The sequence below is a fragment of the Maribacter litopenaei genome (genome assembly GCF_025244665.1).
GTDB lineage: Bacteria > Bacteroidota > Bacteroidia > Flavobacteriales > Flavobacteriaceae > Maribacter > Maribacter litopenaei.
Genome location: NZ_CP104205.1, coordinates 2,875,685 through 2,901,376, shown reverse-complemented (window position 1 = coordinate 2,901,376; position 25,692 = coordinate 2,875,685). Strand labels below are relative to the sequence as shown.

The following is a 25,692-nucleotide window of genomic DNA, read 5'->3' as shown; positions in this document are numbered from 1 at the left end:
AATTGTTCATTGAAATATTGTGGAGAGAATCGCGAGCTTTTTAGGAAGTTTTGCGATGGTAGATAACATAAAGAATTAGATCGAGAGAATCGGGGCCGGGGAGTCATATTTCGGAGGTCGTTGGGACGAGTATATAAAGAACAACGATGAAGAGTTTGATCCTGGCTCAGGATGAACGCTAGCGGCAGGCCTAACACATGCAAGTCGAGGGGTAACAGGGAGCTTGCTCCGCTGACGACCGGCGCACGGGTGCGCACCGCGTATGGAACCTGCCTTCTACAGGGGAATAGCCCAGGGAAACTTGGATTAATGCCCCGTGGTACCACGACCTGGCATCGGGACGTGGTTAAAGCCTTCGGGCGGTAGAAGATGGCCATGCGTCCCATTAGTTAGTTGGTAAGGTAACGGCTTACCAAGACCGCGATGGGTAGGGGCCCTGAGAGGGGGATCCCCCACACTGGTACTGAGACACGGACTGAGACTCCTACGGGAGGCAGCAGTGAGGAATATTGGACAATGGGCGAGGGCCTGATCCAGCCATGCCGCGTGCAGGAAGAATGCCCTATGGGTAGTAAACTGCTTTTATACGGGAAGAAAAAGGGGCACGTGTGCCCCACTGACGGTACCGTAAGAATAAGGATCGGCTAACTCCGTGCCAGCAGCCGCGGTAATACGGAGGATTCGAGCGTTATCCGGAATTATTGGGTTTAAAGGATCCGTAGGCGGGCCGGTAAGTCAGGGGTGAAAGTCTGTAGCTCAACTATAGAATTGCCTTTGATACTGCTGGTCTTGAGTCATGGTGAAGTTGCCGGAATATGTGGTGTAGCGGTGAAATGCATAGATATCACATAGAACACCGATTGCGAAGGCAGGTGACTAACCATGTACTGACGCTGATGGACGAAAGCGTGGGGAGCGAACAGGATTAGATACCCTGGTAGTCCACGCCGTAAACGATGGATACTAGCTGTCCGGGCCCTTGAGGCCTGGGCGGCCAAGCGAAAGTGATAAGTATCCCACCTGGGGAGTACGTTCGCAAGAATGAAACTCAAAGGAATTGACGGGGGCCCGCACAAGCGGTGGAGCATGTGGTTTAATTCGATGATACGCGAGGAACCTTACCAGGGCTTAAATGCAGTTCGACAGGTCCGGAGATGGACTTTTCTTCGGACGGATTGCAAGGTGCTGCATGGTTGTCGTCAGCTCGTGCCGTGAGGTGTCAGGTTAAGTCCTATAACGAGCGCAACCCCTACCGTTAGTTGCCAGCATGTCAAGATGGGGACTCTAACGGGACTGCCGGTGCAAACCGCGAGGAAGGTGGGGATGACGTCAAATCATCACGGCCCTTACGTCCTGGGCCACACACGTGCTACAATGGCAGGTACAGAGAGCAGCCACGTCGCAAGGCGGAGCGAATCTATAAAACCTGTCACAGTTCGGATCGGGGTCTGCAACTCGACCCCGTGAAGCTGGAATCGCTAGTAATCGGATATCAGCCATGATCCGGTGAATACGTTCCCGGGCCTTGTACACACCGCCCGTCAAGCCATGGAAGCCGGGAGTGCCTGAAGTCCGTCACCGCAAGGAGCGGCCTAGGGCAAGATCGGTAACTAGGGCTAAGTCGTAACAAGGTAGCCGTACCGGAAGGTGCGGCTGGAACACCTCCTTTCTAGAGATTGTCCCTTCAAGGGACGATCACCGGCGGCCTTCGAAGGTCCTTCGATCCCGTTTTTTCGATTTATTTATGTTCTTGGAAAGAAAATCTCCGCAATCATGATATATAACAAATACGGAAGGGGCGCTGCCCTGGAAGTAGGGACAGTCCCATAGCTCAGCTGGTTAGAGCGCTACACTGATAATGTAGAGGTCGGCAGTTCGAGTCTGCCTGGGACTACGAGCCCCGTTTTGGGGGAACGTTCATTGAGGATGAAGTATTGGAAATTTTAGAGGTTGAGTTACAGGGTTATCGCTGATAACTACCGGCTAATGACTCATGACTAAAGAAATGGGGGATTAGCTCAGCTGGCTAGAGCGCCTGCCTTGCACGCAGGAGGTCATCGGTTCGACTCCGATATTCTCCACATGCCCTTGAGGGGCGACAGGTTCATTGACATATTGGAACAGGGAATACAGAGGTACTTTTGTGCCGATGTATATACCTAAAAAGAAAGAAACACGAATCTTTATAAAGTAAAGAGTACAAGTAGAATAGAACAAAAGGAAAGGCGACAAGCTGGAAAAGGGCGTATGGGGAATGCCTAGGCTCTCAGAGGCGAAGAAGGACGTGATAAGCTGCGAAAAGCCGCGGGGATCGGCACATACGATATGATCCGCGGATATCCGAATGGGGCAACCCGGCATGTTGAAGACATGTCATGCCGTAAGGCAAGCGAACCCGGTGAACTGAAACATCTAAGTAGCCGGAGGAAGAGAAAACAAAAGTGATTCCGATAGTAGCGGCGAGCGAAATCGGATTAGCCCAAACCGTTGTTGTTTCGGCAATAACGGGGTTGTAGGACCACGCTGTTCGAGATGTGATGAACTAGAACGCTTTGGAAAGAGCGGCCATAGACGGTGATAGCCCGGTATAGGCAAAGAACATTTAGATAGTGGTATCCTGAGTAGTGCGGGGCACGTGAAACCCTGTATGAATCCGGCGGGACCATCCGCCAAGGCTAAATACTCCTGAGAGACCGATAGTGAACCAGTACCGTGAGGGAAAGGTGAAAAGAACCGTGAACAACGGAGTGAAAGAGATCCTGAAACCATACGCCTACAAGCGGTCGGAGCCCTTCGGGGTGACGGCGTGCCTTTTGCATAATGAGCCTACGAGTTACTTTTACCGGCAAGGTTAAGCCCTTCAGGGGCGGAGCCGTAGCGAAAGCGAGTCTTAATAGGGCGCCATAGTCGGTAGTAGTAGACGCGAAACCGTGCGATCTACCCATGGGCAGGCTGAAGCTGTGGTAACACATAGTGGAGGGCCGAACCCGTTGACGTTGAAAAGTCTTGGGATGACCTGTGGGTAGGGGTGAAAGGCCAATCAAGCTCGGAAATAGCTCGTACTCCCCGAAATGCATTTAGGTGCAGCGTGTTATTAGTTTCATAGAGGTAGAGCTACTGATTGGATGCGGGGGCTTCACCGCCTACCAATTCCTGACAAACTCCGAATGCTATGAAATGATGTAACGCAGTGAGGGCATGGGTGCTAAGATCCATGTCCGAGAGGGAAAGAACCCGGACCATCGGCTAAGGTCCCCAAATATATGCTAAGTTGACAAAACGCGGTGGAACTGCATTGACAGCCAGGATGTTGGCTTGGAAGCAGCCATTCATTTAAAGAGTGCGTAACAGCTCACTGGTCGAGCGGTTCCGCATGGATAATGATCGGGCATAAGCATATTACCGAAGCCATGGACTCCATAGGAGTGGTAGGGGAGCATCGTGCCTGCGCCGAAGGGATACCTGTGAGGGGTCCTGGAGCGTGCACGAACGAAAATGTAGGCATAAGTAACGATAATGCGGGCGAGAAACCCGCACGCCGAAAGACCAAGGTTTCCCCAGCTATGCTAATCAGCTGGGGGTCAGTCGGGACCTAACGCGAACCCGAAAGGGGCAGTGGATGGACAACGGGTTAATATTCCCGTACCCGCACATCGCCAAAAGTGACGGAGGCGAGAATTTGGTGCGTGCAGACGGAATTGCACGTTGAAGGGAGCGGTAACGCCCCGATAGTACGCCGAGGCTACGGCCAAGGCGATAATCCGGAGTATCGACTTCCAAGAAAAGCGAGATGTGCGGCCCGTACCGTAAACCGACACAGGTGGTCGGGATGAGTATTCTAAGGCGCTCGAGAGATTCATGGCTAAGGAACTAGGCAAAATAGACCCGTAACTTCGGGAGAAGGGTCGCCCCCCTCCGGGGGGGCCGCAGTGAAGAGGTCCAGGCGACTGTTTATCAAAAACACAGGGCTCTGCAAATTCGAGAGAAGAAGTATAGGGCCTGACACCTGCCCGGTGCCGGAAGGTTAAGAGGAGATGTCATTCCTTCGGGGAGAAGCATTGAATTGAAGCCCCGGTAAACGGCGGCCGTAACTATAACGATTCTAAGGTAGCGAAATTCCTTGTCGGGTAAGTTCCGACCTGCACGAATGGTGCAACGATCCGGACACTGTCTCGGCCATGAGCTCGGTGAAATTGTAGTATCGGTGAAGATGCCGGTTACCCGCAGTGGGACGAAAAGACCCCGTGCACCTTTACTATAGCTTCGTATTGACCTTGGTCAAACAATGTGTAGGATAGCTGGGAGGCTTTGAATCTGCATCGCCAGGTGTGGAGGAGCCGTTGTTGAAATACCAGCCTTTGTTTGATCGGGGCCTAACCCTCGCAAGAGGGAACAGTGCGTGGTGGGTAGTTTGACTGGGGTGGTCGCCTCCAAAAGAGTAACGGAGGCTTCTAAAGGTGCCCTCAATACGGTTGGCAATCGTGTGTAGAGTGCAATGGCACAAGGGCGCTTGACTGAGAGACATACAGGTCGACCAGGTTGGAAACAAGAGCATAGTGATCCGGTGGTTCCGCATGGAAGGGCCATCGCTCAAAGGATAAAAGGTACGCCGGGGATAACAGGCTGATCTCCCCCAAGAGCTCATATCGACGGGGGGGTTTGGCACCTCGATGTCGGCTCGTCACATCCTGGGGCTGGAGAAGGCCCCAAGGGTTGGGCTGTTCGCCCATTAAAGTGGCACGCGAGCTGGGTTCAGAACGTCGTGAGACAGTTCGGTCTCTATCTACTGCGGGCGTTAGAGATTTGAGTGACTCTGACCCTAGTACGAGAGGACCGGGTTGGACTGACCGCTGGTGCACCAGTTGTCCCGCCAGGGGCATCGCTGGGTAGCTATGTCGGGATGGGATAAGCGCTGAAAGCATATAAGCGCGAAACCCGCCACAAGATGAGATCTCTTTAAAGGGCCGTGGGAGATGACCACGTCGATAGGCCATAGGTGGAAGGGCGGTAACGTCCGTAGCCGAGTGGTACTAATTGCCCGTCAGGCTTGCGCAACTACGCCCCTCCCGTACACCGGGAGGGAGCGATCCTTTTTTCTTTACAACTTTCTTTTTGCGAAAGCATCGTGCTTCCTTCATCTTTAGGTACCTGTTCCATTATTTATGTCATACCTTACAATATTGAAAACATAGGTGGCCATGGCGACGGGGCACACCCCTTACCATTCCGAACAGGGAAGTTAAGACCGTTTGCGCCGATGGTACTGCTACACTAAGTGGGAGAGTAGGTAGCCGCCTTCCTCGAAAGGCCCCTTACAGTCATGTAAGGGGCCTTTTTTATTTGTCTATTTTAGAAATTATCCCTTTCCTTACATCTTCTTAAATAGTTATTTTTGGCTTATTCATGGAAAGATCAATATTGCCAAAGGAAGAATATTATAATGCCATCTCCCATTTAGTTGGAACACTTTTTGCCCTTATTTAGACCAGCCTTTATTTTTTATTCTATAAGATTAACTGAGAACTCATATGATTCATTCCAAAATTCTAGAATTATATCAACATTTAGGTCGATCTTTATTTTTCCAGCAATCTCCGATCTAACATAATAAATTCTTATGGGCATGGTTTTTGTTTTATATTGATCGGCGCTACCAGGCTGGTTTGAAGGGTGCTACCTTAAATTGCAATGTAATTACCATTAAGAAGTTCTGCACCTAAATGATTATAGATTTTTATGTTTATCCATAAATCAGATGGGCAACTCTCCAATTTAAATTCAATTGACCCATTACTATTATTGGTTATTTTATACCAATCATAGGTGTCTTGTCTCCTGATGCAACACCATTTTTGTCCTTGTAGCCAAGGATAACAAAAGCCTCATGTAAATCCTTTTCGAAAATGGGGTATAATAAATTAAACTTCAGCCAAAGGCTCTTTCTTTACATGATATTCTAACTACATAAATTTTAAACGAATTTACTGTATTAGGGGTTAGTCACATGGACGCTCTCTTACTTCTCTCTTTGTATCTTCCAAAATACTATTAATTTCAGCTATAGTTTCTTCAAACTCTTCTTCACTTAGATTTTCATTATTAATTGCTCCTTGCCGAAAAAAATCAGCAGCATCTTCAGCAGCACTAATATCTTCTGCCTTTTGGTTCTCGGCATTCTATATCTAACAAATCCTCCGGTTCACACGATTCACAGGCATCCATTGCCAAAAAAACTAATGCAACTTTTAAAAATAGGTGTATTCTCATTACTCAAATATTTAGGTTGTTAATAATGTTCTATATTCCATGAGCTCAGTCTTTACAAGTACTGCTTGCGCTCTTTTTTATTTAATAATTCAAGATTAGATATATCTTGGCGGCTCCATTTTGGTACTTTCTTTTGTAAAGATGATTTCTTTGTACATACAGTGTGAAGTATGCCAAGTACCATCGGCCATTTTCATATAACACTCCATTATGTATAGCCCAGGTTCTAGATATATAGTGCTGGTGGCAATTTTATGAGGTGAAATAGGCCCTGTAACCCCGATATATGTTATTTCTTGAAACCAATGGGGTAATTTTCCGAAGGCGGCCACTGCATTATCGATGTCACCTTCCATTATAAGTTTCATGTTTTCATCAAAAGGCGGTAAAACCTCTTCTTTTGTATTCCGGGTATTTTTTCCTTCAGGATATAAATCCATTAAAATAAAATGGGCTTCAGGAGATTCATTTTCGTAGGTCAACTTGTTCCATCTTGAGTATATGGTGTTGGCCACAAAAAACTCCATACCTTGGCTAACAATCCGGTCCTCTCCCATTTCCTCAGGTGATATCTTGCTTATTTGGGTTTGTTCGGATTTTGATTCTTTTTCTTTTTGTTTGCAAGAGAAAAGAGTCAACAGGAAAACTGAAAAGGTGATTATGGTTCTCATAAGAGAGAATAGATTGATTTTACTTTAAAACTTGATTTAATCCAGCTTTAATCAGGCATAAAATATGCTTGCAAAGCAGTCATTGAACTTATTTTTATTTGGAGGAACACTCTCAAAGCTATAAACGTTGCTGATAATTGAAGTTTCAAATGTTTAATTGCTATAAGGGCATATATATTTGACATACAATGGGTTGTGGATGGTATTTTTATTCTGTTACTGTTCAATTCGCCAAGAATCTTCATAAGCTTTCCAATCATGTGCTCAAGTGTACCAAGTATGTGATGGCAGACTGTCATGTACCGTAAATGATTATCTTTAAAAGACTTAAGAAGTGAAAAATGATCAAGGCCATTATAGTTGACGACGAATACAATGCCATAAAGAACCTTTCATGGGAAATTGAGCGGTTCTGTAAGGATGTACAGGTTTTGGATGCGTTCACTGATCCTGTAGAGGCCATATCTGCCATCAATTATTTAAAACCGGATTGTGTTTTTCTCGGATATTGAAATGCCCGAAATGGATGGTTTTGAGATGTTGAATATGCTCAAATACCGGAATTTTGACCTAATCATAACTTCTGCCTATGATAATTATGCCATTAAGGCTTTTCGTCAGCATGCGATGGATTACTTATTAAAGCCTGTGGATTCCGATGATCTTATTGAGGCAATGGAACGCATTAGGGCCAACAAGCAAAAAAATGTTTTGGGTAACGAATTGAAACATCTCTTAAGGGAATGGAGGGAGTCTGAAGATAAACGATTGGCACTTCCCATGGCTGGCAAGACACTTTACATTGATCGTAACGATATTTTGTTCTGTAAGTCGGATGGTAATTACACAGAGGTTCACTTTGAAAACGGTGGCAAAGAGGTATTCAGCAAGCGATTAAAAGAGTTCGAAGATATGTTGGGCCATGGGTTTTTTAGGGTTCATAACTCCTATGTGGCCCGGTTGAGCGCCATAAAAGAGTTTGTAAATCAGGATGGGCAATATTTGGTGTTATGCAATGGAACCAATGTACCTGTTTCCGTAACCAAGAAGCATAAGTTAATGCAAGCTTTAAATGGGTAGCTTTCTTTTATTTGAGCATGGGTTAGTGGATGTCCTCAATCATCCAAATGAGAACGGTATCACGATTTTTGTCATTGGTATTTTATTCATTTTAAGCGTTTACCACTTTTTACTTTATTTTCAGCATAAGGACAAAGCCTATTTGTATTATAGCCTTTATACATTTATGATTTTCTTTGGATTGCTCAATAGATCAAAAGTTGGATTTGTAATAGATTTCATTGAACCCATTAGAGGATTTATTGACCATCTTGAGCTTAATTTCATTTTATCCTATAATCTTATTTACATTGTATTTGTCTACGATCTTTTAGATTTTAAAAAACACTTAAATAAGTGGTATCACTTTTTCTATTGGACGGTGAGAATCATTTTTCTGTATGCTGTTATTCTAGAATTACTCTATGTCATTACTGGGGACATGCAAATTTTAATGAAAGGACATCCGGCTTTTTCCGCCTTAACGTACTTATCTGGTCTATTACTATTTATCTCTTTATTTAAATTAAAATCTCCATTGCGATTCTATATTGTTATGGGAGGTTTTTTTTTATTAATGACTTCCTTAGTCGTTTCAATTATAAAACGAATTGGTCTTTCACCTGAAGAGCAAGAAGTACGGTATAGTATTTTTTATATAGGTTTGGTCATAGAAAATATATTTTTCGCTCTTGCTCCGGGCTATAAGCAAAAGTTGATTTTGGATGAGCGTAATCGTTCACAAGAAACACTAATTGCCCAATTCAGGGAGAACGAAGATTTAAGGTCAAAAGTCCAGGCGCAATTAGAGGGAAATGTGAAGGCTATGGAAATTAAGGCGGAAGCAGAGCGATTAAAGGGACTACAGACCCAATATGACAAAGAATTGGCCGAACTAAAACTATTGGCATTGAGGAGCGCGATGAACCCCCATTTCATCTTTAATTCTTTGAATTCCATTAAGCGCTATATTATTGATAGCGATAAGGAAAAGGCTGTTTACTACATGAACAAGTTTGCCAAGTTGATTCGCAGGATTCTTGCCTCTACTATGGAAAAGGAGTCCAGTTTGTCCGATGAACTGGAGACGATGGAACTTTATGTGAATATTGAAAACCTCAGGTTCAGTAATGAAATCGAGTTCTCGATTGCATGCGGCCAGGATATAAACCCAACAGGCATCAAAATACCTTCCCTTCTTTTACAGCCCTTTTTGGAAAATGCCATTTGGCATGGATTGTCGCCTAAGAAGGAAAATATGGAACTTAAGATAATTCTTTCCAAACATATGAAGACTCAGGTACGAATCGAGATATTGGACAACGGTATAGGCTTACGGAAATCTAGGCATATTAAAGAACGAAAAGTACATAAAAATGACTCCGTGGGTATTTCCTTATCCAAAGAACGATTAGAACATTTTTCCCAACAATACGAAACTGAAGGACAGATTGTAATTTTAGATATGGAAACATTGGAAGAGGGGAAATCAGGAACCAAAGTGGTCATTGATTTGCCCTATACCTATCAATAATATTACCAATGATTTCACCCTAAACCGAAGTTCTAGGCGTTTTACAATTTTGCTTATACCCTTGGCAAATCCCCATCGCCTTTTAATGGCAATGCAGATTCTCCCATTAGGTATTTGTCCACGTGGTGTGCGGCCTGTCTTCCTTCCGAAATGGCCCAAACAATCAGTGATTGACCCCTGCGCTGGTCTCCAGCAACAAAAACACCAGGAATGTTTGTCTTATAATCGATTTCAGAGGCTTTTATATTGGTTCTATTGTCCATTTCCAAGCCTAATTGTTCTGCTACGGTATTTTCAGAACCGGTAAAACCTAATGCTAGGAGCGCCAATTCACACTTCCACTCTTTTTCTGTACCTTCAACTTCCTTTAATTGGGGTCTTTGTCCTGGCACGGTTACCCATTCTACCTCAGAAGTTATGAGTCCTTTAAGATTGCCTTCTTCATCCCCAATAAATTTTTTGGTCGAAATACTGAAGAAACGTTCGGCCCCTTCCTTGTGGGAGGAGCTAGTTCTCAATCTCATCGGCCAAAATGGCCAAGGTTGATCTTTAGGTCGCTCTCGGAGTACCCATCGGCATAATTTCAAAATTAGAAACAGATTTAGCTCCATGTCTAAAAGAAGTACCTATACAGTCAGATCCCGTGTCACCACCTCCAATGACGATAACGTCCTTATCGGTCGCCAAAATTTCTTCGCCCAAATCTTTGATTCCATCGACACGTCTGTTGTTTTGTCCAAGAAAATCCATGGCCTGTACAACGCCTTTAAGTTCAGCACCTTCTATTGGTAATCTTCTTCTAACGGTGGCTCCACCAGTTAAAACAATGGCATCAAAATCATTTTTTAGGGCGTCGGCTTTAATATCCTTCCCAACATGAACACTGCATTTGAACTCGATACCTTCATCTTTTAATACTTCTAGTCTTCGATCTATTACATGCTTTTCCATTTTAAAATCTGAATTCCATACCGCAACAATCCGCCTGGTTTTTCATCCCTTTCAAAAACGGTTACCTCATGACCAGCCCTATTCAATTGCTGGGCAGCGGCTAATCCTGCGGAATCGGAGCCAACTACGGCTACTTTTTTACCTGTTCTCTCTAATGGAGGCTTTGCCGCAATCCAACCCTTTTTAAAAGCCGTCTCCACGATATTTTTTTCAATATTCTCAATGGTCACGGGATCTTCGTTGATTCCCAATACACAGGCTTCTTCACAAGGAGCTGGACATAACCTACCCGTGAACTCAGGGAAATTATTTGTGGAGTGCAAAATCTCGCTTGCCTTTTCCCATTTGCCACGATAAACGGCATCATTAAAGTCAGGAATTAAATTTCCAAGTGGGCAACCACTGTGGCAGAATGGGATTCCACAATCCATACATCTGGCACCTTGGTCTTTAACATCTTTTTCTTCCATAGGTAGTGTAAACTCCCTATAGTTTTTAATACGCTCCTCTACCGGAGCATATGATTCTACCTTTCTATCGAATTCCAAAAATCCTGTTGTCTTCCCCATTTCTCGATTTTAAATTGTTTGTAAATTTTCTTCTTCCAATCGTATTAACGCCTGTCTATATTCCTCCGGGAAAACCTTGATGAATTTAGGTAAATATTCTTCCCAATTTTCCAATATTCGTTGAGCTAATGGACTCAATGTGGAATTATAATGACTTGTAATCAAATCTTTCAGTTGTTTTACATCTTTATCTTCCTCCACCTTCAAAAGGTTGAGTCCTTCTCCGCTACATCTTTTCTTAAATGTCTTTTTCTCATCCAGCACATAGGCTATTCCACCACTCATACCTGCGCCGAAGTTCCTTCCAACTTCTCCAAGTATTACGGCCACCCCTCCTGTCATATATTCACAACCATGATCTCCAATACCTTCTACTACGGCTTTGGCTCCGAATTTCTTACACAAAAACGTTCACCGGCTTTACCATTTATATAGGCCCTACCAGCTGTAGCACCATAAAGCGTCACGTTGCCGGTAATAACATTTTCCTCCGGTACGATGGTGGATCCTTCCGGAACCCGTACTACCAATTTGGCACCGGAAAGTCCCTTTCCTAAATAATCATTAGTATTTCCATTAACAATCATGGTCAAACCTCTAGTCGCAAAGGCTCCAAAACTTTGCCCGGCAGACCCGGTAAAATTGAGTTTTAAAGTATTAATTGGTAACCCTTCGGCACCATAAGTCTTGGATATCTCATTGCTGATAATGGCTCCTACGGCCCTATCTGTATTACAAATGGGGTAATCCAATGTCAATTTTTCCTTTCGGAACAAGGATGGATTTGCTTTTTCAATAATATCGAATTCGATTGAATCAAATACATCGTGATGTTGTTTCTCTGTATTGTAAAACTTTGTTCCTTTTGGAACATCCACTTGATGTAATATAGGAGTCAGATCAATTCCATTGGCCTTATAATGATCTATGGCCTTTTTTCTATCAAGTTTATGTACCTGACCAACCATTTCGTTGATTGTTCTAAAACCAAGCTGCGCCATAATCTCCCTTAATTCCTGGGCTATGAAATACATATAGTTAACAACGTGCTCGGGTTTTCCTTCGAATTTTTTACGTAGTTACGGATTCTGTGTTGCGATACCTACTGGACAGGTATTCAAGTGGCAAACGCGCATCATGATACAACCTGAAGCCACCAATGGAGCAGTGGCAAAGCCAAATTCCTCTGCACCCAGTAGACAGGCTACAGCTACATCCCGGCCCGTTTTAAGTTGGCCATCACATTCCAAAACAATTCTGTTTCTTAGGTCGTTCAGTACCAAAGTTTGTTGAGCCTCCGCAATACCCAATTCCCAAGGTAAACCTGCATGTTTCAAAGAGGTTAGTGGAGAAGCTCCAGTGCCACCATCAAAACCGGAAACCAATATTACATCCGCTTTTGCTTTTGCAACTCCAGCCGCTACCGTACCAACACCCACTTCGGATACCAATTTGACATTGATTCTAGCTTTTCTATTAGCTGATTTTAAATCATATATTAATTGGGATAAATCCTCAATGGAATAAATATCATGATGCGGCGGTGGCGAGATCAAACCTACATAAGGCGTGGAATTTCCGGTTTTAGCTATTGCCGGATTTACTTTTGGACCCGGTAATTGACCTCCTTCCCCTGGTTTGGCCCCTTGGGCCATTTTTATCTGGATTTCCTTTGCATTGGTAAGGTAGTTGGAAGTTACTCCAAATCGACCTGAAGCGACCTGTTTTATGGCGCTATTTCGCCAATCTCCCGTGGCGTTTTTATAAAATCGTTCTTCATCTTCTCCACCTTCGCCCGAATTACTTTTACCACCAATCCTGTTCATGGCAATGGCCAAATTCTCATGGGCCTCTTTGCTTATGGACCCGTAGGACATGGCTCCAGTCTTAAATCTTTTTACAATTTCCGTCCATGGCTCTACCTCGTCCAATGGGATAGGGTCATAATTACTAAACTCAAAAAGTCCTCTAATGGTCATTAGGTTTTTGGCCTGTTCATTCACCATTTGGGAAAACTCTTTGTACGTTTCCGGTTCATTATTTCTGACGGATTTTTGAAGCTTCGCTATAGTCAAAGGATTGAACATGTGTTTTTCACCATTCCTTCTCCATCTATATTCACCACCAATTTCGAGGTCTAAATTGGCATCGACCTCCTGGGTTGAAAATGCCCTATGATGGCGTTTAGCCACCTCTTTTTCAATCTGATAAAGTCCAATTCCCTGAATTCTTGTTGGAGTGTTTGGGAAATATTTTTCAACGACTTTGGTGTTTATACCTATACATTCAAATAATTGCGAACCACGATAGGAATTCAACGTAGAGATTCCTATTTTGTTCATCACCTTTAAGATTCCCTTACCAATGGCCTTATTGTAATTCTTAACGGCCTCCTCAAAGGTAAAATCTTGAATATCCTGCTCTTCGATTTGCTCGCCAATGATTTCGTTGACCAAATATGGATTGATAGCACTTGCCCCAAACCCGAACAATAACGCAAAATGATGAACTTCCCGAGGTTCGGCAGATTCGATTATAATGCTAAGCTTGGAACGCTTGCCCAGTTTTTGAAGACCACTGTTTATAAAAGAACAGGCCAATAATGCTGGTATAGGAGCATTTTCTTTACTGACGTTCCTATCGGATAATATAATAATATTAGCCCCTTCGTCCGCTGCTTGAGAGGCTTCCATCAAAATGGATTGTAATGCATCTTCCAATCCATTATGTCCCTTTTCTACGGGGTATAACATGGGAATAGACACTACCTTATAGTCAGGGCTTGCATCATAATTTTTTATTTTGTCAAGATCCTCCTTGGAAATAACAGGATTTTGGATTTTTAGTTTCCTACAGTGCAGTTCGGAAAATTCAAAAATATTATGGTCGCTTCCCAAGGTCAGGCTTATATCCGTAATCAACTCCTCACGAATACCATCCAAAGGTGGATTGGTTACTTGTGCAAATAGCTGCTGGAAATAATTGTATATAAGTTGTGGCCTTTCTGATAGAACGGCGATGGGTGTGTCAGACCCCATTGAACCGATAGGTTCCTTGCCGGTCTTACCCATAGGAAGAATAATCGTGTTGATGTCTTCCAAGGTGTATCCGAATACTGATTTTCGCTTTTCCAACGAAGCTTCACCTAAAAATAATGGACAATCATTATAAGGTATATCCTTTAAATGTACCAAGTTATTGTCAAGCCATTTTTTATAAGGGTGCTTTTTGGCAATCTCTTCTTTGATTTCCTCGTCATTTACTATACGACCTTCTTCCATGTTCACCAAGAACATTTTTCCAGGTTCCAAACGACCATGAAACTCAACATTTTCAGGAGCAATTTCAACCACACCTGTTTCAGATGACATCACAACGTAATCATCCTTGGTCACGGAGTATCTAGAAGGTCTAAGTCCGTTTCTGTCAAGTAGGGCACCAATATAATTACCATCCGTAAATGGGATGGAGGCAGAATCGTCCCAAGGTTCCATCATACAGGAATGATATTCGTAGAAGGCCTTTTTCGCTTCGGACATTTCCGTGTTTTTCTCCCACGCCTCCGGAACCAATATCATCATTACCTCGGGTAATGAACGTCCTGTCATCAACAATAGTTCTACTACCATATCCATGGTAGCGGAATCTGATTTACCTGGCAATACGATAGGAAGAATATTTTTTATCTCTTCCCCAAACATTTCGCTTTCTAAAAGTTCTTGTCTCGGAGAACATTCTAGACACATTACCTCTTAGAGTATTTATCTCTCCATTGTGGCACATATATCTAAAGGGCTGAGCCAAATCCCATGTTGGGAAGGTGTTAGTGGAGAAACGTTGGTGTACCAAAGCCAATCTCGTTACCACCCTTGGATCCATTAAGTCTGAATAATACAGGCTGATGTCCATTGGCATTAATAACCCTTTGAATATTATTATCTTGGTAGAAAGGCTAGGTACGTAGAAAAATTTACTTTCAGAAAGTTTGGACTTTATAATCGCATGCTCCGTAATTTTTCGTGCGATGAATAATTTTAAGTTGAAATCAAAATACGATTGTTCCTTGCTTTCTTTTGCAATAAATACCTGTTTGACAAAAGGCTCTGTTTCTGCCGCAATTCTGCCCGGTACTGAGCGATTAACCGGTACATCTCTCCATCCAAGAAGTTTAAGACCTTGTTTATTAATATTTTCCTCAAATACCTTGATGCAAAATTCCCTTTGATTCTGCTTTTGAGGGAAAAACACATTACCAACAGCATATTCCCCTTGTTCGGGCAGTTCAAAAGAACATACCTCTTTGAAGAATGCATGAGGTATATCGATCAAAATACCGGCACCATCTCCCGTCTTTCCGTCGGCACTTACCGCACCCCTATGTTCAAGACGTTCAAGAATCTCCAATGCCTTATGTATTATATCATTGGATTTCTTTCCTTTGAGGCTACAAATAAAACCGGCCCCACAGTTGTCGTGTTCAAATTCGGCAGATATAAACCTTGCTTCTTCAATTTCATAATTTATCGTATTTCTCCAAAAATATTATTTTATTTAAACTATAATCAGTGATTTGGTCATAATCAAATAAAATATTCAACGTTTTTAAATAAAGGTTAAAAAACCTTTAATTCATAATTTTTGGTTGGTTGAATTTATCATATTAATAAATGTAGGACATTAATAAATAACCTCCATACCAATAACCGGGGTCAACATCTTGAATTGATTGTTTGTAACAATTTTACCCCTTCTTTTGTTTCTGATAACAGGAATTAGTTTTATTTTGAAGGTGCGTACCCCTAAATTTTAAGGGTATGTTTAGAATTAGGTTCGGTTATTGTAAGATAGACCTTGAAATCACAATTTTCTGAATCTCTGAAGTACCTTCATAAATGCGGGTGATTTTAGCGTCTCGCATTAAACGCTCCACATGATATTCTTTTACAAAACCATTACCCCCATGTATCTGTACCGCTTCTACGGCCGTTTCCATTGCTACTTGTGAAGCATATAATTTGGCCATGGCACCAGATAGATCATAATTGTCACCGTTATCTTTATCCTTGGCCGCCTGATAGACTAAAAGACGTGCCGCTTGTATCCGGGTATACATATCGGCCAATTTAAAGGCTATGGCTTGATGATTGCTGATTTCAGTGCCAAAAGCCTTCCTTTCCTGTGAATACTTTAGCGCCAGCTCATAAGCTCCTGCAGCTATACCCAAAGCTTGGGCGGCAATTCCAATTCTTCCCCCTGCCAAGGTCTTCATGGCAAATTTAAAACCAAACCCATCTTCGCCTATTCTATTTTCTTTAGGAACCTTTACATCGTTAAACATTAAGGAATGGGTATCACTGCCGCGGATGCCCAATTTATTTTCTTTGGGCCCAATTACGAAACCATCCATGTCTTTCTCGACAATAAGGGCATTAATTCCTCGATGTTTTTTTTCCTTATCTGTTTGGGCAATCACCAAATATATCCCAGCCGTTCCTCCATTGGTTATCCAATTTTTAGTGCCATTTAAAAGATAATGGTCGCCCTTGTCTATTGCCGTTGTTTTTTGTGAAGTAGCATCGCTTCCCGCCTCTCGGTTCGGAAAGGCAAAAGGCTCCTATTATTTCTCCTGTTGCAAGTTTTTGTAAATACTTTTCCTTTTGCTCATCTGTTCCAAAGGTTTCAAGGCCCCAACAAACCAATGAATTGTTTACAGATACTATCACCGAAGATGATGCGTCCACCTTGGACAATTCTTCCATAACCAAAACATAGGAAAGGGTATCCAATCCACTTCCGCCATATTTTGGGTCTACCATCATACCCAAAAAACCCAATTCCCCCATTTTTTTTACTTCCTCTTCCGGGAACTTTTGTTTTTCATCTCTTTCAATAACCCCTGGAAGAAGTTCATTTTGGGCAAAATCACGCGCTGCTTGTTTAATTAATTCTTGTTCTTCGCTAAGTTTAAAATCCATGGTGATTCTTAATTTTTGGTGTATACACAAATATAAGTGTATGCCTTTAAATTTCTTAATCTATTATGGAATCTATGTTTTTGATTTTATAGCTTGCTTGGCTTTAGTCCAGAATTTTTTTGTTAAAAATCCATTTGTAATAGTTTGACTTTCAAACTCCTTTGGGATAATCTATTTTTACCTATGGTAAGATTGACAATTTTGGATATCTTTAGGGAATTTCAAAATTTATAATTCAGTCTTATATTTGACTCCTTAGATAATAGGAAACTAAAAACCAACATCGCATGGAAACCATTATTATTATTGTTTTTTTGGCAGGGTATCTCGCCATTACCCTTGAGCATAACCTTAAGATAGACAAGTTGATTCCCGCTTTGGCCATGATGGCCATATTATGGGCTCTTATTGCATTGAACCATATGCCAGTTTTTGAGGTAAATGCTGAATTAAGGGAATTAGAACCTACTCATCTCGGATGAAATTTTATTGCATCATCCGGGTAAGACCGCAGAGATTCTTGTCTTTCTGTTAGGGGCCATGACGATTGTTGAAATAATAGACTATTTTGATGGTTTCGCTACTATTAAAGGATATATTAGGATCCGAAGCAAAAGAAAGTTATTGTGGTTATTCTCAATTCTTGCATTTATTCTATCTGCAATAATCGACAACCTTACGGCAACTATAGTTTTGATTACCATATTACAAAAGGTAGTTAACGACCGTAATACTAGGCTTTGGTTTGCGGGTATGATAATTATCGCAGCAAATGCTGGTGGTGCTTGGTCCCCTATAGGTGATGTTACCACCACCATGCTTTGGATTGCCAATAAGGTTTCGGCTGGGCAATTAGTAATACATGTGTTGATTCCATCTATTATCTGTATGGTAGTGCCTACGCTTATTGCTGGAACAAATAGTGCCTTTAAGGGTAATATTGAAGGTAGTTTTGAAGAAGAGGCACCAAAATCAAAGTATGGTTCTACCATGCTGTATTTAGGGCTGGGCGCAATCGTATTTGTACCTTTTTTTAAGACTATTACCCATTTGCCTCCATATGTAGGCATGATGCTTTCCTTGGCTGTGGTGGCAACTTTTGCGGAAATCTATAGTAATAAGAAGTTTAGTATCACTTCTTTGGACAATGAGGATAACGATACTCAGGGCCATCATAGTCCTGTTCACCATTCCTTATCAAAAATTGAGCTACCCAGTATACTGTTCTTTTTGGGAATTTTATTGGCAGTGGCGGCCCTTGAATCCTTGGGGATGCTTTTCCACTATGCCGAAAGTCTTAATGAAGCCATTCCAAATACGGATATCGTGGTGATGTTATTCGGTGTGGGTTCTGCCGTTATAGATAATGTGCCTTTGGTAGCCGCAAGTATGGGGATGTTCGGGGAGCCTTTAGATAACGCACTTTGGCATTTTATTGCATATTCTGCGGGTACGGGTGGTAGTATGTTGATTATTGGCTCTGCGGCCGGAGTTGTGGCCATGGGTATGGAAAAAATTGACTTTTTCTCGTATCTTAAGAAAATAGCATGGCTTGCCTTTGTTGGATTTATAGCGGGAGCCGGAGTATTTATTTTATTGCGAGATTTTGTCCTGCACGGATAATTTAATCTGTAATTCACCGTTATAATGGCAAATTTCATTTAAAGAATACTATGTTGTTAATACAAGATTTGTCACAGGATCCTTCCGCGGGCGAAGTGATTTCTGAAGAGAAAACACTTTCCGTAATGGACTTGGTTTTTAATGGAGGCACGGGCAGTGTTATTATCATTACCGTATTGTTTTTAATGCTCGGCGTTGCCCTTTACATTTATTTTGAGAGGCTTTTGGCGGTAAATGCGGCTTCAAAAATAGATAAGAATTTCATGAACCAGATTCGGGATCATGTAACTTCAGGAAAATTGGAGGCTGCCAAAATTTTATGCGCTCAGACAGATTCTCCTGTTGCAAGACTTACTGAAAAGGGAATTTCCCGTATTGGGAAACCTTTGGACGATATCAATACCGCGATTGAGAATGCTGGAACCTTAGAAGTTTATAAACTTGAAAAAAACGTGAGCGTGTTGGCTACCGTAGCCGGTGCGGCCCCAATGATTGGGTTCTTGGGAACGGTGATTGGTATGATTTTGGCATTTCATGAAATGGCAAGTAGTGGCGGTCAGGCGGAAATGGGGTCTTTGGCCTCCGGTATATATACAGCAATGACAACCACAGTGGCCGGTTTAATTGTAGGTATTATCGCTTATATGGGTTATAACCATTTGGTGAATAGAACGGACAAGGTGATTCATAAAATGGAAGCCAATGCCGTAGAGTTTTTGGATTTATTGAACGAACCACTTTAATTTTTCAATATGAAATTAAAAGGGAGGAATAAAGTAAGTCCGAGACTTTAGCATGTCATCAATGACGGATATTGTATTTCTGTTATTGATATTCTTTATGTTAACGGCGAATTCACCGAATGCATTGGATTTATTACTGCCAAAGGCAAAAGGAAAATCCACGAATACACAAAATGTATCCGTAAGTATAGACAAGAACTTACAGTATTTTGTGAACAATCAGAGAATTAACGGAGAATACATTGAAATTGAATTAAAAAAGGCACTTGAGGGCCAAGAAAAACCTACTATTATTTTAAGAGCGGAAGAGAGCGTTGCCATTAAAGAGGCAGTTAACGTGATGGATATCGCCAATAGGAATAATTACAAGGTCATTTTGGCGGTGCGGCCGAACTAGATGGCATTTTTAGATACGAGACACAAGAAAAAGTCCTTAACACTAACAACATTGCTTTTGAGCATTTTGTTGTTGGTGCTTTTCTACATTGGGCTAACCTATATGGATCCACCGATTGAAAATGGAATATCGGTGAATTTTGGTACGACCGATTTTGGAAGCGGAAGGGTTCAACCTAAGGAACGCGTGCGTTCGGAACCGTTGGAATCTCCTCCGGTAGAACCTACAAAACAAGAAGTTTCAGAAGCTGTTGAAGAAATCAAAGAAAAGGTCGAGGAAGAGCAGGTAAAAGAAGCTCCATCTGAAAAAGTCCTTACCCAAGAGGATGAGGAATCCATCAGAATAAAACAAGCCCAGGAAGCCAAAAGAAAAGCAGATGCGGAAGCTGCGGAACAAAAGAGAAAGGCTGAAGAAGCGGAACAAAAAGCCAAGGCCGAAGCTGAACGTATAGCCCAGCAAAAGAGAGATGCGGAGGAAAGAGCCGAGACAGGAACAAGAGGCTAAAAAGAGGAGATTGGACGAACTCATGGGCGGACTTAATAAATCGGACGGAACCGCGTCCGGAAGTGAAGGGGATGATAATAGGGCAGGAGACAAAGGTAGTCCGGATGGAGACCCCTATGCTACAAGTTATTATGGTAGTCCTGGATCAGGCAGCGGAACGGGTGGTTACGGCTTGAATGGAAGATCCTTGGTTAGCAAGGGAAAAGTTCCACAGGAATGCAATGAATCCGGACGAGTAGTTGTTAAGATTGTGGTAGACAGGAGTGGTAAAGTAATTAGTGCTACGCCTGGTGTTAAGGGAACGACCAATAATGCACAATGTCTTTTAGAACCTGCAAGAAAGACAGCCTTCATGCACAAGTGGAATTTGGATTCCAATGCCCCAAGTCAACAGATTGGATTTGTAGTGGTAAACTTTAAATTGGGGGAGTGACCTATCAGCAGACCTTGGATTGGATGTTCTCTCAGCTTCCAATGTATCAACAAAAGGGTAAGATAGCTTTTAATAATAAATTGGATGGTATTCTTGAATTTTCGGAATGTCTAGGTAATCCTCATGAATCCTTTAAGAGTATCCATGTTGCGGGAACCAATGGTAAGGGTTCCAGTAGCCATATGCTTGCCTCTGTATTGCAGGAAGCCGGTTATAAAGTCGGACTTTACACATCTCCACATCTTAAGGATTTCAGGGAACGGATCAGGATTAATGGAAAACCGGTACCCAAGAATTTTGTGGTAAAATTTATTACAGAAAACAAGGATTTCTTTGAAAACCGACATCTTTCTTTCTTTGAAATGACCGTAGGTATGGCCTTTAAATATTTTTCTGAGAATCAGGTGGATTTGGCTGTGGTCGAAGTTGGACTAGGTGGAAGATTGGATTCTACCAATATTATTAGCCCCGAAATATCCTTGATTACGAATATCGGCTTTGATCATATGGATATGCTGGGAGATACCTTACCTAAAATCGCTTTTGAGAAGGCAGGAATCATAAAAGCCAACACTCCTGTGGTAATAAGTGAATACCAAGAAGAGACTGCACCGGTTTTTGAACAAGTTGCCAATGAAAGGAAAGCAAAATTAATTTTTGCGGACCAGCTTAAAATCGAAACCTTTAAATCCTCCTTAAGCGGTAAATATCAAATAAAGAATATAAAAGGTGTCATTACCGTTTTAAATGAGCTGTCCGGTTTTGACATAACCAAAAAGCATATTTTAAATGGATTAATGAACGTTATTGAAAATACTGGTTTATTGGGGCGATGGCAGAAGTTGGGCGAAGAACCAAAAATTATATGTGATACTGCCCATAATAGGGAAGGGTTGCAGTTGGTATTAGATCAGTTGAAGGAAGAAAAATATGATACTCTTCATATTGTTTTGGGGTTTGTAAAGGAAAAGGACTTAAAATCAATACTTCCTATGTTTCCTACCGATGCTGCCTATTATTTTTGCCAACCGAAAATTTCACGTGGTCTACCGGCCAATTTGTTGAAGGAAATGGCCATGGAATACAATTTAATTGGTCAAGTTTTTAAGGATGTCCCCGCGGCCTATACTGCTGCTAAACAAGCTGCTACAAAATCCGATTTTATTTTTGTAGGGGGAAGTACTTTTGTAGTGGCCGAAGTTCTTTAAATTTTTTATTTTTTTCTTTTGGAGTAAACAAAACTATTCTATATTTGCACTCCTTTTGGGGCTCTTAGCTCAGCTGGTTCAGAGCACCTGCCTTACAAGCAGGGGGTCACTGGTTCGAATCCAGTAGGGCCCACTAGTAAAATCAAGCCTTCACAGATGTGGGGGCTTTTTTATTTTCGGTTTATAAACTATTTATAAACACATATTTTTCTTTCCAATTTTCTTTACAAACTGATATTTAGGTAGTTATATATTATTTTTAAATTTCCCTATAATAATCAAAAATTTAGGAATAATTTCTAGTATAAATTTCCCCACATCCCGAATAAATGGTCACAGGTCCAATTAAATAAGAGGTATATTTTTTAATTTATTACATTAGGGACATGCAAGTAGTTTGTTTACAAGAGGATGCATTCTATGCTTTATTCGATAAAGTAATTGAGCACATAGAATCCAAACGACAGGATCAACCTGAAAAGTGGATTGACGGCGAAACAGCCATGAAGGAATTGGGCATTAAATCAACTACTACTCTACAAAAACTTCGAAATGAAGGAAAAATTCGATACTCCCAACCGCAGAAGAAAATAATTCTCTACGACAGGGATTCAATTAATGCATACCTTGAAAAGCATGCACGAGAAACCTTTTGACTATGGATGAACAAATCAAAATATCTGAGGAGTATAAAAAAGGCTTTAATCGCGGGTATAATATAGCTAAGGAAATGGACTTGAGGTCATCTATGTTTCAATTGGATACCACTGTTCCGGAATCCTTAAAACCCTACCATCATGGTATTCAGCAGTATATTTCTGAAATATCAAATGTCAAGAAATTAGGCCAAAAGCCTTCAAATAGTAGCCTCAATAATAAATTGAAAAAACCAAACAAAGGTATTTCCATGTAAAAGGAGTATTTTTTCCCATCGTTTATAAAGCTAAATCACATATAGTTTTATGTAGTTTGGTTTGCAAAAAGTAAAGCTGGATTCAATTATTTTCAAAACTATCTTCTCAAAAGTCAATAATTTGCTTCCTTGAAAAAATCATTATTCGTAGGAATATGTATTGAAAAATAATAGAATAACCTCAAAATTTATAAGGTTTTCCTATGTCTTAACTTAAGAATTCTATTCTTATATTGTGGTACTCCAAATTGTTGACTTACGCCACTTGGCTTTCTCCCCCAAGTAAATACCCTTTTATGGGTATTGAAAAAAAGTTTTGAACGATTAAACTTTGGGAACCAACAAAACAGAATGAAAATCCTTTATCTGATACCTTTTGTCCTAATCATTATTGGTTGTAAACCAAAATCAAATAATGGACTGGATTATTATGATTATTCTGAATTTGAGTTTTCAGTTGAGGAAGTACTCTCTAAAAATATTTTTAATGATACGATTAACTCTGAGTTATTAGAAGCCGCACTCCAGAAAAAGGTTTTCTTACAGTTGATTATGCTAGAAATCTTAAGGAACGTATTCTTCAAAACGCGCTATATCTTACTGATAACACGAATTTCAATCATTATGGCCAAAATGGTCTTGCATATGTTTGGGGTGGAAAAAACCATCAATCCAAAATGAAGCCTGTCAGATATAGGGGCGAGCGAAATAAATGTCAAGAAGAACTCTACGGCCTTGATTGTTCAGGATTCATTTATCAAATATTTTTGATGAGTGGATTTAAATTTTTCTCTCGGAAGCGAACAAAACCCTTCTAATTTTGCAAATTCCCGATTTTTCTCAAACCCAAATGAATGGTCATCACCAATACGTAAATATTGTGATTATTATGATTGCCTAAAGGTTGAAAGGATAAACGAACCGCCTCTAGAAATTATAGAAAGCGGAGACATATTATTTTTTTACAATTCAAAGAATATAACCACTCATATAGGGATTTGCTTAGAAATAGGAAATAAACTGATTTTTTTTGATTCGGTGGTAATCCTGGGAGTAATTGTCAAAGTGTTATAAGTAAAGGTCCTAGGAGGTCGATTGTAAGTAAAAACTTATTGAATGTTTGGAATAAAAGAAGACATGGAATAATTAAAATATTTAATCCAAATCTGTAACTTAAAAAAGAAAATATGAAGTACTTGAAGTTTTTGGGAGTAGCAATAGTCCTATTGGGTATAGGATATATTATTTACTTAAAATGGCCTAAACGCCCCAGTGGATGGGAAGGGTTTAACGAAGTGATCCTAAAACGCAAATTACATCTTGTTGAGTATAAATATCATGATGTTATTTTTCTTCATAAAAATGACAATGAAAGGAAGAAACTTTTAATGATAATCAAATATCCGGTATCCGTTTCAGCAAGTGTAGATTTGAGGGGCTTCAAAAGGGATAGTGCTAATAAGGTTATAACTCTACCTAAGCCTGTATTAGAGGAACCTAAATTAGACTTAATTAGTGATGAAACGGAGATTAAAGCAGTTAGAAATGGTTTCTTAGTGAGTTTTGGTGGTGCAAGAGGCGATTTACTGAAAAGTTTAGTTTCTCGAATGAGAAATAGTCGAAACAGAATAATAGTAGATGCTGAAAAGAGAGGCATTATTAAACAGGCATCAACTGAAGCAAAAGGATTCATCGAAGACCTATTATTTCATTTTAGCAAAGAGGAGAAATATGACGTGGTATTTTCTGAAAAAAAACAGGAGATTGATAATCTGATAGATATCGAATTCAAAGAAAAAATTGAAGCTTCTATAGATAGTCTTAAAATTGATTTTACAAATCAGGAAATTTGGATAAATATTGAAGACTTAAATATCGAATCATTGGATTATAATGTGATTGAAGTGGATAATGATTTTGAAAACAGATATCTTTTATAATCTGAGCAGGTGCGTTCAAATTATTATCATGAAAAATCTATTCTATATCGCATTGTTTAATGCCGCAATTTTGTTTTCCCAAGAAACGGCTAATTCAAATCAAACTAAAATTGATGTTTTTTTTATGAAAGATTACGGTGAGAGTGAATTATTTGCAAAAGAGGTGGTTTCTAGGTTGGAATTAGTAATTAATTCAGAGGCTTTTAGAGATAGCCTATTATCCACTAAAATGACCCGGAAAGGAGATATATCAAACAATGAGCTATACAAAAGAATACTAGCTGCTCATGAACTTAATGGGCCAGGCAAGATAAAAGGAGAAAACTATGTTATGGATATTGGATTTCGAACTTTAAATCTAAATGACGATGATCCAATTTGGGTAAACAAACGTTGTGTCATAGGATCGAAAACTGGCACAATTGGACTTGAAGGAGGAATTGACGGAATTACTAAAATATGTCCACAGCATCTTCAAAAATTTAAAAAAGATAATAATAAAGGAGGATTGGGGGGTCATTACATGCACGAATATATGCACATGTTGGGCTTTCGCCATAGATGGTATTCTAAATATAAATCTGCGGTTTATAAAATTGGGAATCTGGTAGAAAAAATAATTAATGAAAATATTGATTTGGTTCCTGTCAATGCTGCAGAATAATTGGAAATTCTGAAGATTGCAGGCTCGCCTTTACTAACGATTTCAAATTTTCATCCTGTACAAAATGCTTTTAAGATTATCTATTTTTTAGCCAAAATGTTATTAGCATAGGTGCTTTAATGTGTATTATTAAAAAGTTTGGCTTTTTATCTACTGACGAAAGAATACACTCACCTATTAGTCTAATCAAATAATTGGAAATCAACTGCAAGAATACCTTGATTAAATGGATTTGTTTTTT

At 40.7% G+C, this 25,692-nt stretch carries 11 protein-coding genes, 3 tRNA genes, 3 rRNA genes and 6 pseudogenes; 19 read left to right on the top strand and 4 right to left on the bottom strand.

The genetic code is table 11. The features are described 5' to 3' along the window. Nucleotides 1-143: 143 nt before the first annotated feature. The 5 genes from NYZ99_RS15650 to rrf all read left to right on the top strand — a co-directional run bounded on the left by NYZ99_RS15650 (nt 144) and on the right by rrf (nt 5,300). Nucleotides 144-1,669: ribosomal RNA gene (locus NYZ99_RS15650) — 16S ribosomal RNA — on the top strand. Between the two features lie 151 nt (nt 1,670-1,820). Continuing rightward, nucleotides 1,821-1,894: transfer RNA gene (locus NYZ99_RS15645), tRNA-Ile, on the top strand. Nucleotides 1,895-2,007: 113 nt separating this feature from the next. Continuing rightward, a tRNA-Ala gene (locus NYZ99_RS15640) sits at nt 2,008-2,081 on the top strand. A 144-nt stretch (nt 2,082-2,225) separates the two neighbouring features. Further along, nucleotides 2,226-5,055: ribosomal RNA gene (locus NYZ99_RS15635) — 23S ribosomal RNA — on the top strand. 133 nt (nt 5,056-5,188) lie between these two features. Next, nucleotides 5,189-5,300, top strand: a 5S ribosomal RNA gene (rrf, locus tag NYZ99_RS15630). Together the 16S, 23S and 5S rRNA genes with 2 tRNA genes alongside form the textbook arrangement of a ribosomal RNA operon. Nucleotides 5,301-6,362: 1,062 nt before the next feature. Here the strand turns inward: rrf and NYZ99_RS15625 are convergent. Then, on the bottom strand, nt 6,363-6,938 hold the full coding sequence (locus tag NYZ99_RS15625) for a hypothetical protein (RefSeq protein WP_260572219.1): 576 nt from the start codon (nt 6,936-6,938) through the stop codon (nt 6,363-6,365). A 341-nt stretch (nt 6,939-7,279) separates the two neighbouring features. Between NYZ99_RS15625 and NYZ99_RS15620 the strand changes: the two genes are divergently transcribed. Genes NYZ99_RS15620 through NYZ99_RS15610 form a run of 3 tightly spaced genes read left to right on the top strand, consistent with a single transcriptional unit; the run spans nt 7,280 to nt 9,531 of the window. After that, entirely contained in the window at nt 7,280-7,450 is a 171-nt protein-coding gene (locus tag NYZ99_RS15620; RefSeq protein WP_260572218.1) for a hypothetical protein, read from the top strand. Further along, nucleotides 7,431-8,018: a LytR/AlgR family response regulator transcription factor gene (locus NYZ99_RS15615; protein WP_260572217.1), complete on the top strand. Its 588-nt coding sequence runs from the start codon at nt 7,431-7,433 to the stop codon at nt 8,016-8,018. Before NYZ99_RS15620 ends, NYZ99_RS15615 begins: the two co-directional genes overlap by 20 nt. After that, nucleotides 8,011-9,531 carry a sensor histidine kinase gene (locus tag NYZ99_RS15610; RefSeq protein ID WP_260572216.1) on the top strand — a complete coding sequence of 507 codons (1,521 nt, stop codon included), beginning with the start codon at nt 8,011-8,013 and terminating at the stop codon, nt 9,529-9,531. The genes NYZ99_RS15615 and NYZ99_RS15610 overlap by 8 nt, the downstream gene beginning before the upstream one ends. 53 nt (nt 9,532-9,584) lie before the next feature. Here the strand turns inward: NYZ99_RS15610 and NYZ99_RS15605 are convergent. The 3 pseudogenes from NYZ99_RS15605 to NYZ99_RS15595 all read right to left on the bottom strand — a co-directional run bounded on the left by NYZ99_RS15605 (nt 9,585) and on the right by NYZ99_RS15595 (nt 17,026). Then, nucleotides 9,585-11,051: pseudogene (locus tag NYZ99_RS15605) on the bottom strand (glutamate synthase subunit beta). Nucleotides 11,052-11,060: 9 nt separating this feature from the next. Continuing rightward, a pseudogene (gltB, locus tag NYZ99_RS15600) lies at nt 11,061-15,568 on the bottom strand (glutamate synthase large subunit). A 317-nt stretch (nt 15,569-15,885) separates the two neighbouring features. Next, a pseudogene (locus tag NYZ99_RS15595) lies at nt 15,886-17,026 on the bottom strand (acyl-CoA dehydrogenase). Nucleotides 17,027-17,313: 287 nt separating this feature from the next. Here NYZ99_RS15595 and nhaD point away from each other — a divergent pair. The 11 genes and pseudogenes from nhaD to NYZ99_RS15540 all read left to right on the top strand — a co-directional run bounded on the left by nhaD (nt 17,314) and on the right by NYZ99_RS15540 (nt 25,451). Further along, nucleotides 17,314-18,649 (top strand): annotated as a pseudogene (nhaD, locus tag NYZ99_RS15590) (sodium:proton antiporter NhaD). Between the two features lie 50 nt (nt 18,650-18,699). Further along, nucleotides 18,700-19,392, top strand: a complete 693-nt coding sequence (locus NYZ99_RS15585) for a MotA/TolQ/ExbB proton channel family protein (protein ID WP_260572215.1) — start codon at nt 18,700-18,702, stop codon at nt 19,390-19,392. 9 nt (nt 19,393-19,401) lie between these two features. Further along, a pseudogene (locus NYZ99_RS15580) lies at nt 19,402-19,789 on the top strand (ExbD/TolR family protein). Then, nucleotides 19,790-20,726 (top strand): annotated as a pseudogene (locus NYZ99_RS15575) (energy transducer TonB). Further along, nucleotides 20,723-21,934 (top strand): bifunctional folylpolyglutamate synthase/dihydrofolate synthase, encoded by a 1,212-nt coding sequence (locus NYZ99_RS15570; RefSeq protein ID WP_260572214.1) that lies wholly within the window; start codon nt 20,723-20,725, stop codon nt 21,932-21,934. Before NYZ99_RS15575 ends, NYZ99_RS15570 begins: the two are co-directional and overlap by 4 nt. A 58-nt stretch (nt 21,935-21,992) precedes the next feature. Next, a tRNA-Val gene (locus NYZ99_RS15565) sits at nt 21,993-22,067 on the top strand. 253 nt (nt 22,068-22,320) lie between these two features. Further along, nucleotides 22,321-22,590, top strand: coding sequence for a helix-turn-helix domain-containing protein (locus NYZ99_RS15560; RefSeq protein ID WP_260572213.1), 270 nt, complete (start codon nt 22,321-22,323; stop codon nt 22,588-22,590). Between the two features lie 2 nt (nt 22,591-22,592). Continuing rightward, nucleotides 22,593-22,847: a hypothetical protein gene (locus NYZ99_RS15555; RefSeq protein ID WP_260572212.1), complete on the top strand. Its 255-nt coding sequence runs from the start codon at nt 22,593-22,595 to the stop codon at nt 22,845-22,847. Nucleotides 22,848-23,150: 303 nt separating this feature from the next. After that, nucleotides 23,151-23,528, top strand: a complete 378-nt coding sequence (locus NYZ99_RS15550; RefSeq protein WP_260572211.1) for a hypothetical protein — start codon at nt 23,151-23,153, stop codon at nt 23,526-23,528. Between the two features lie 506 nt (nt 23,529-24,034). Beyond that, nucleotides 24,035-24,787: a DUF4230 domain-containing protein gene (locus NYZ99_RS15545; RefSeq protein ID WP_260572210.1), complete on the top strand. Its 753-nt coding sequence runs from the start codon at nt 24,035-24,037 to the stop codon at nt 24,785-24,787. Nucleotides 24,788-24,815: 28 nt separating this feature from the next. Then, nucleotides 24,816-25,451, top strand: coding sequence for a hypothetical protein (locus tag NYZ99_RS15540; protein ID WP_260572209.1), 636 nt, complete (start codon nt 24,816-24,818; stop codon nt 25,449-25,451). Nucleotides 25,452-25,692: the final 241 nt, after the last annotated feature.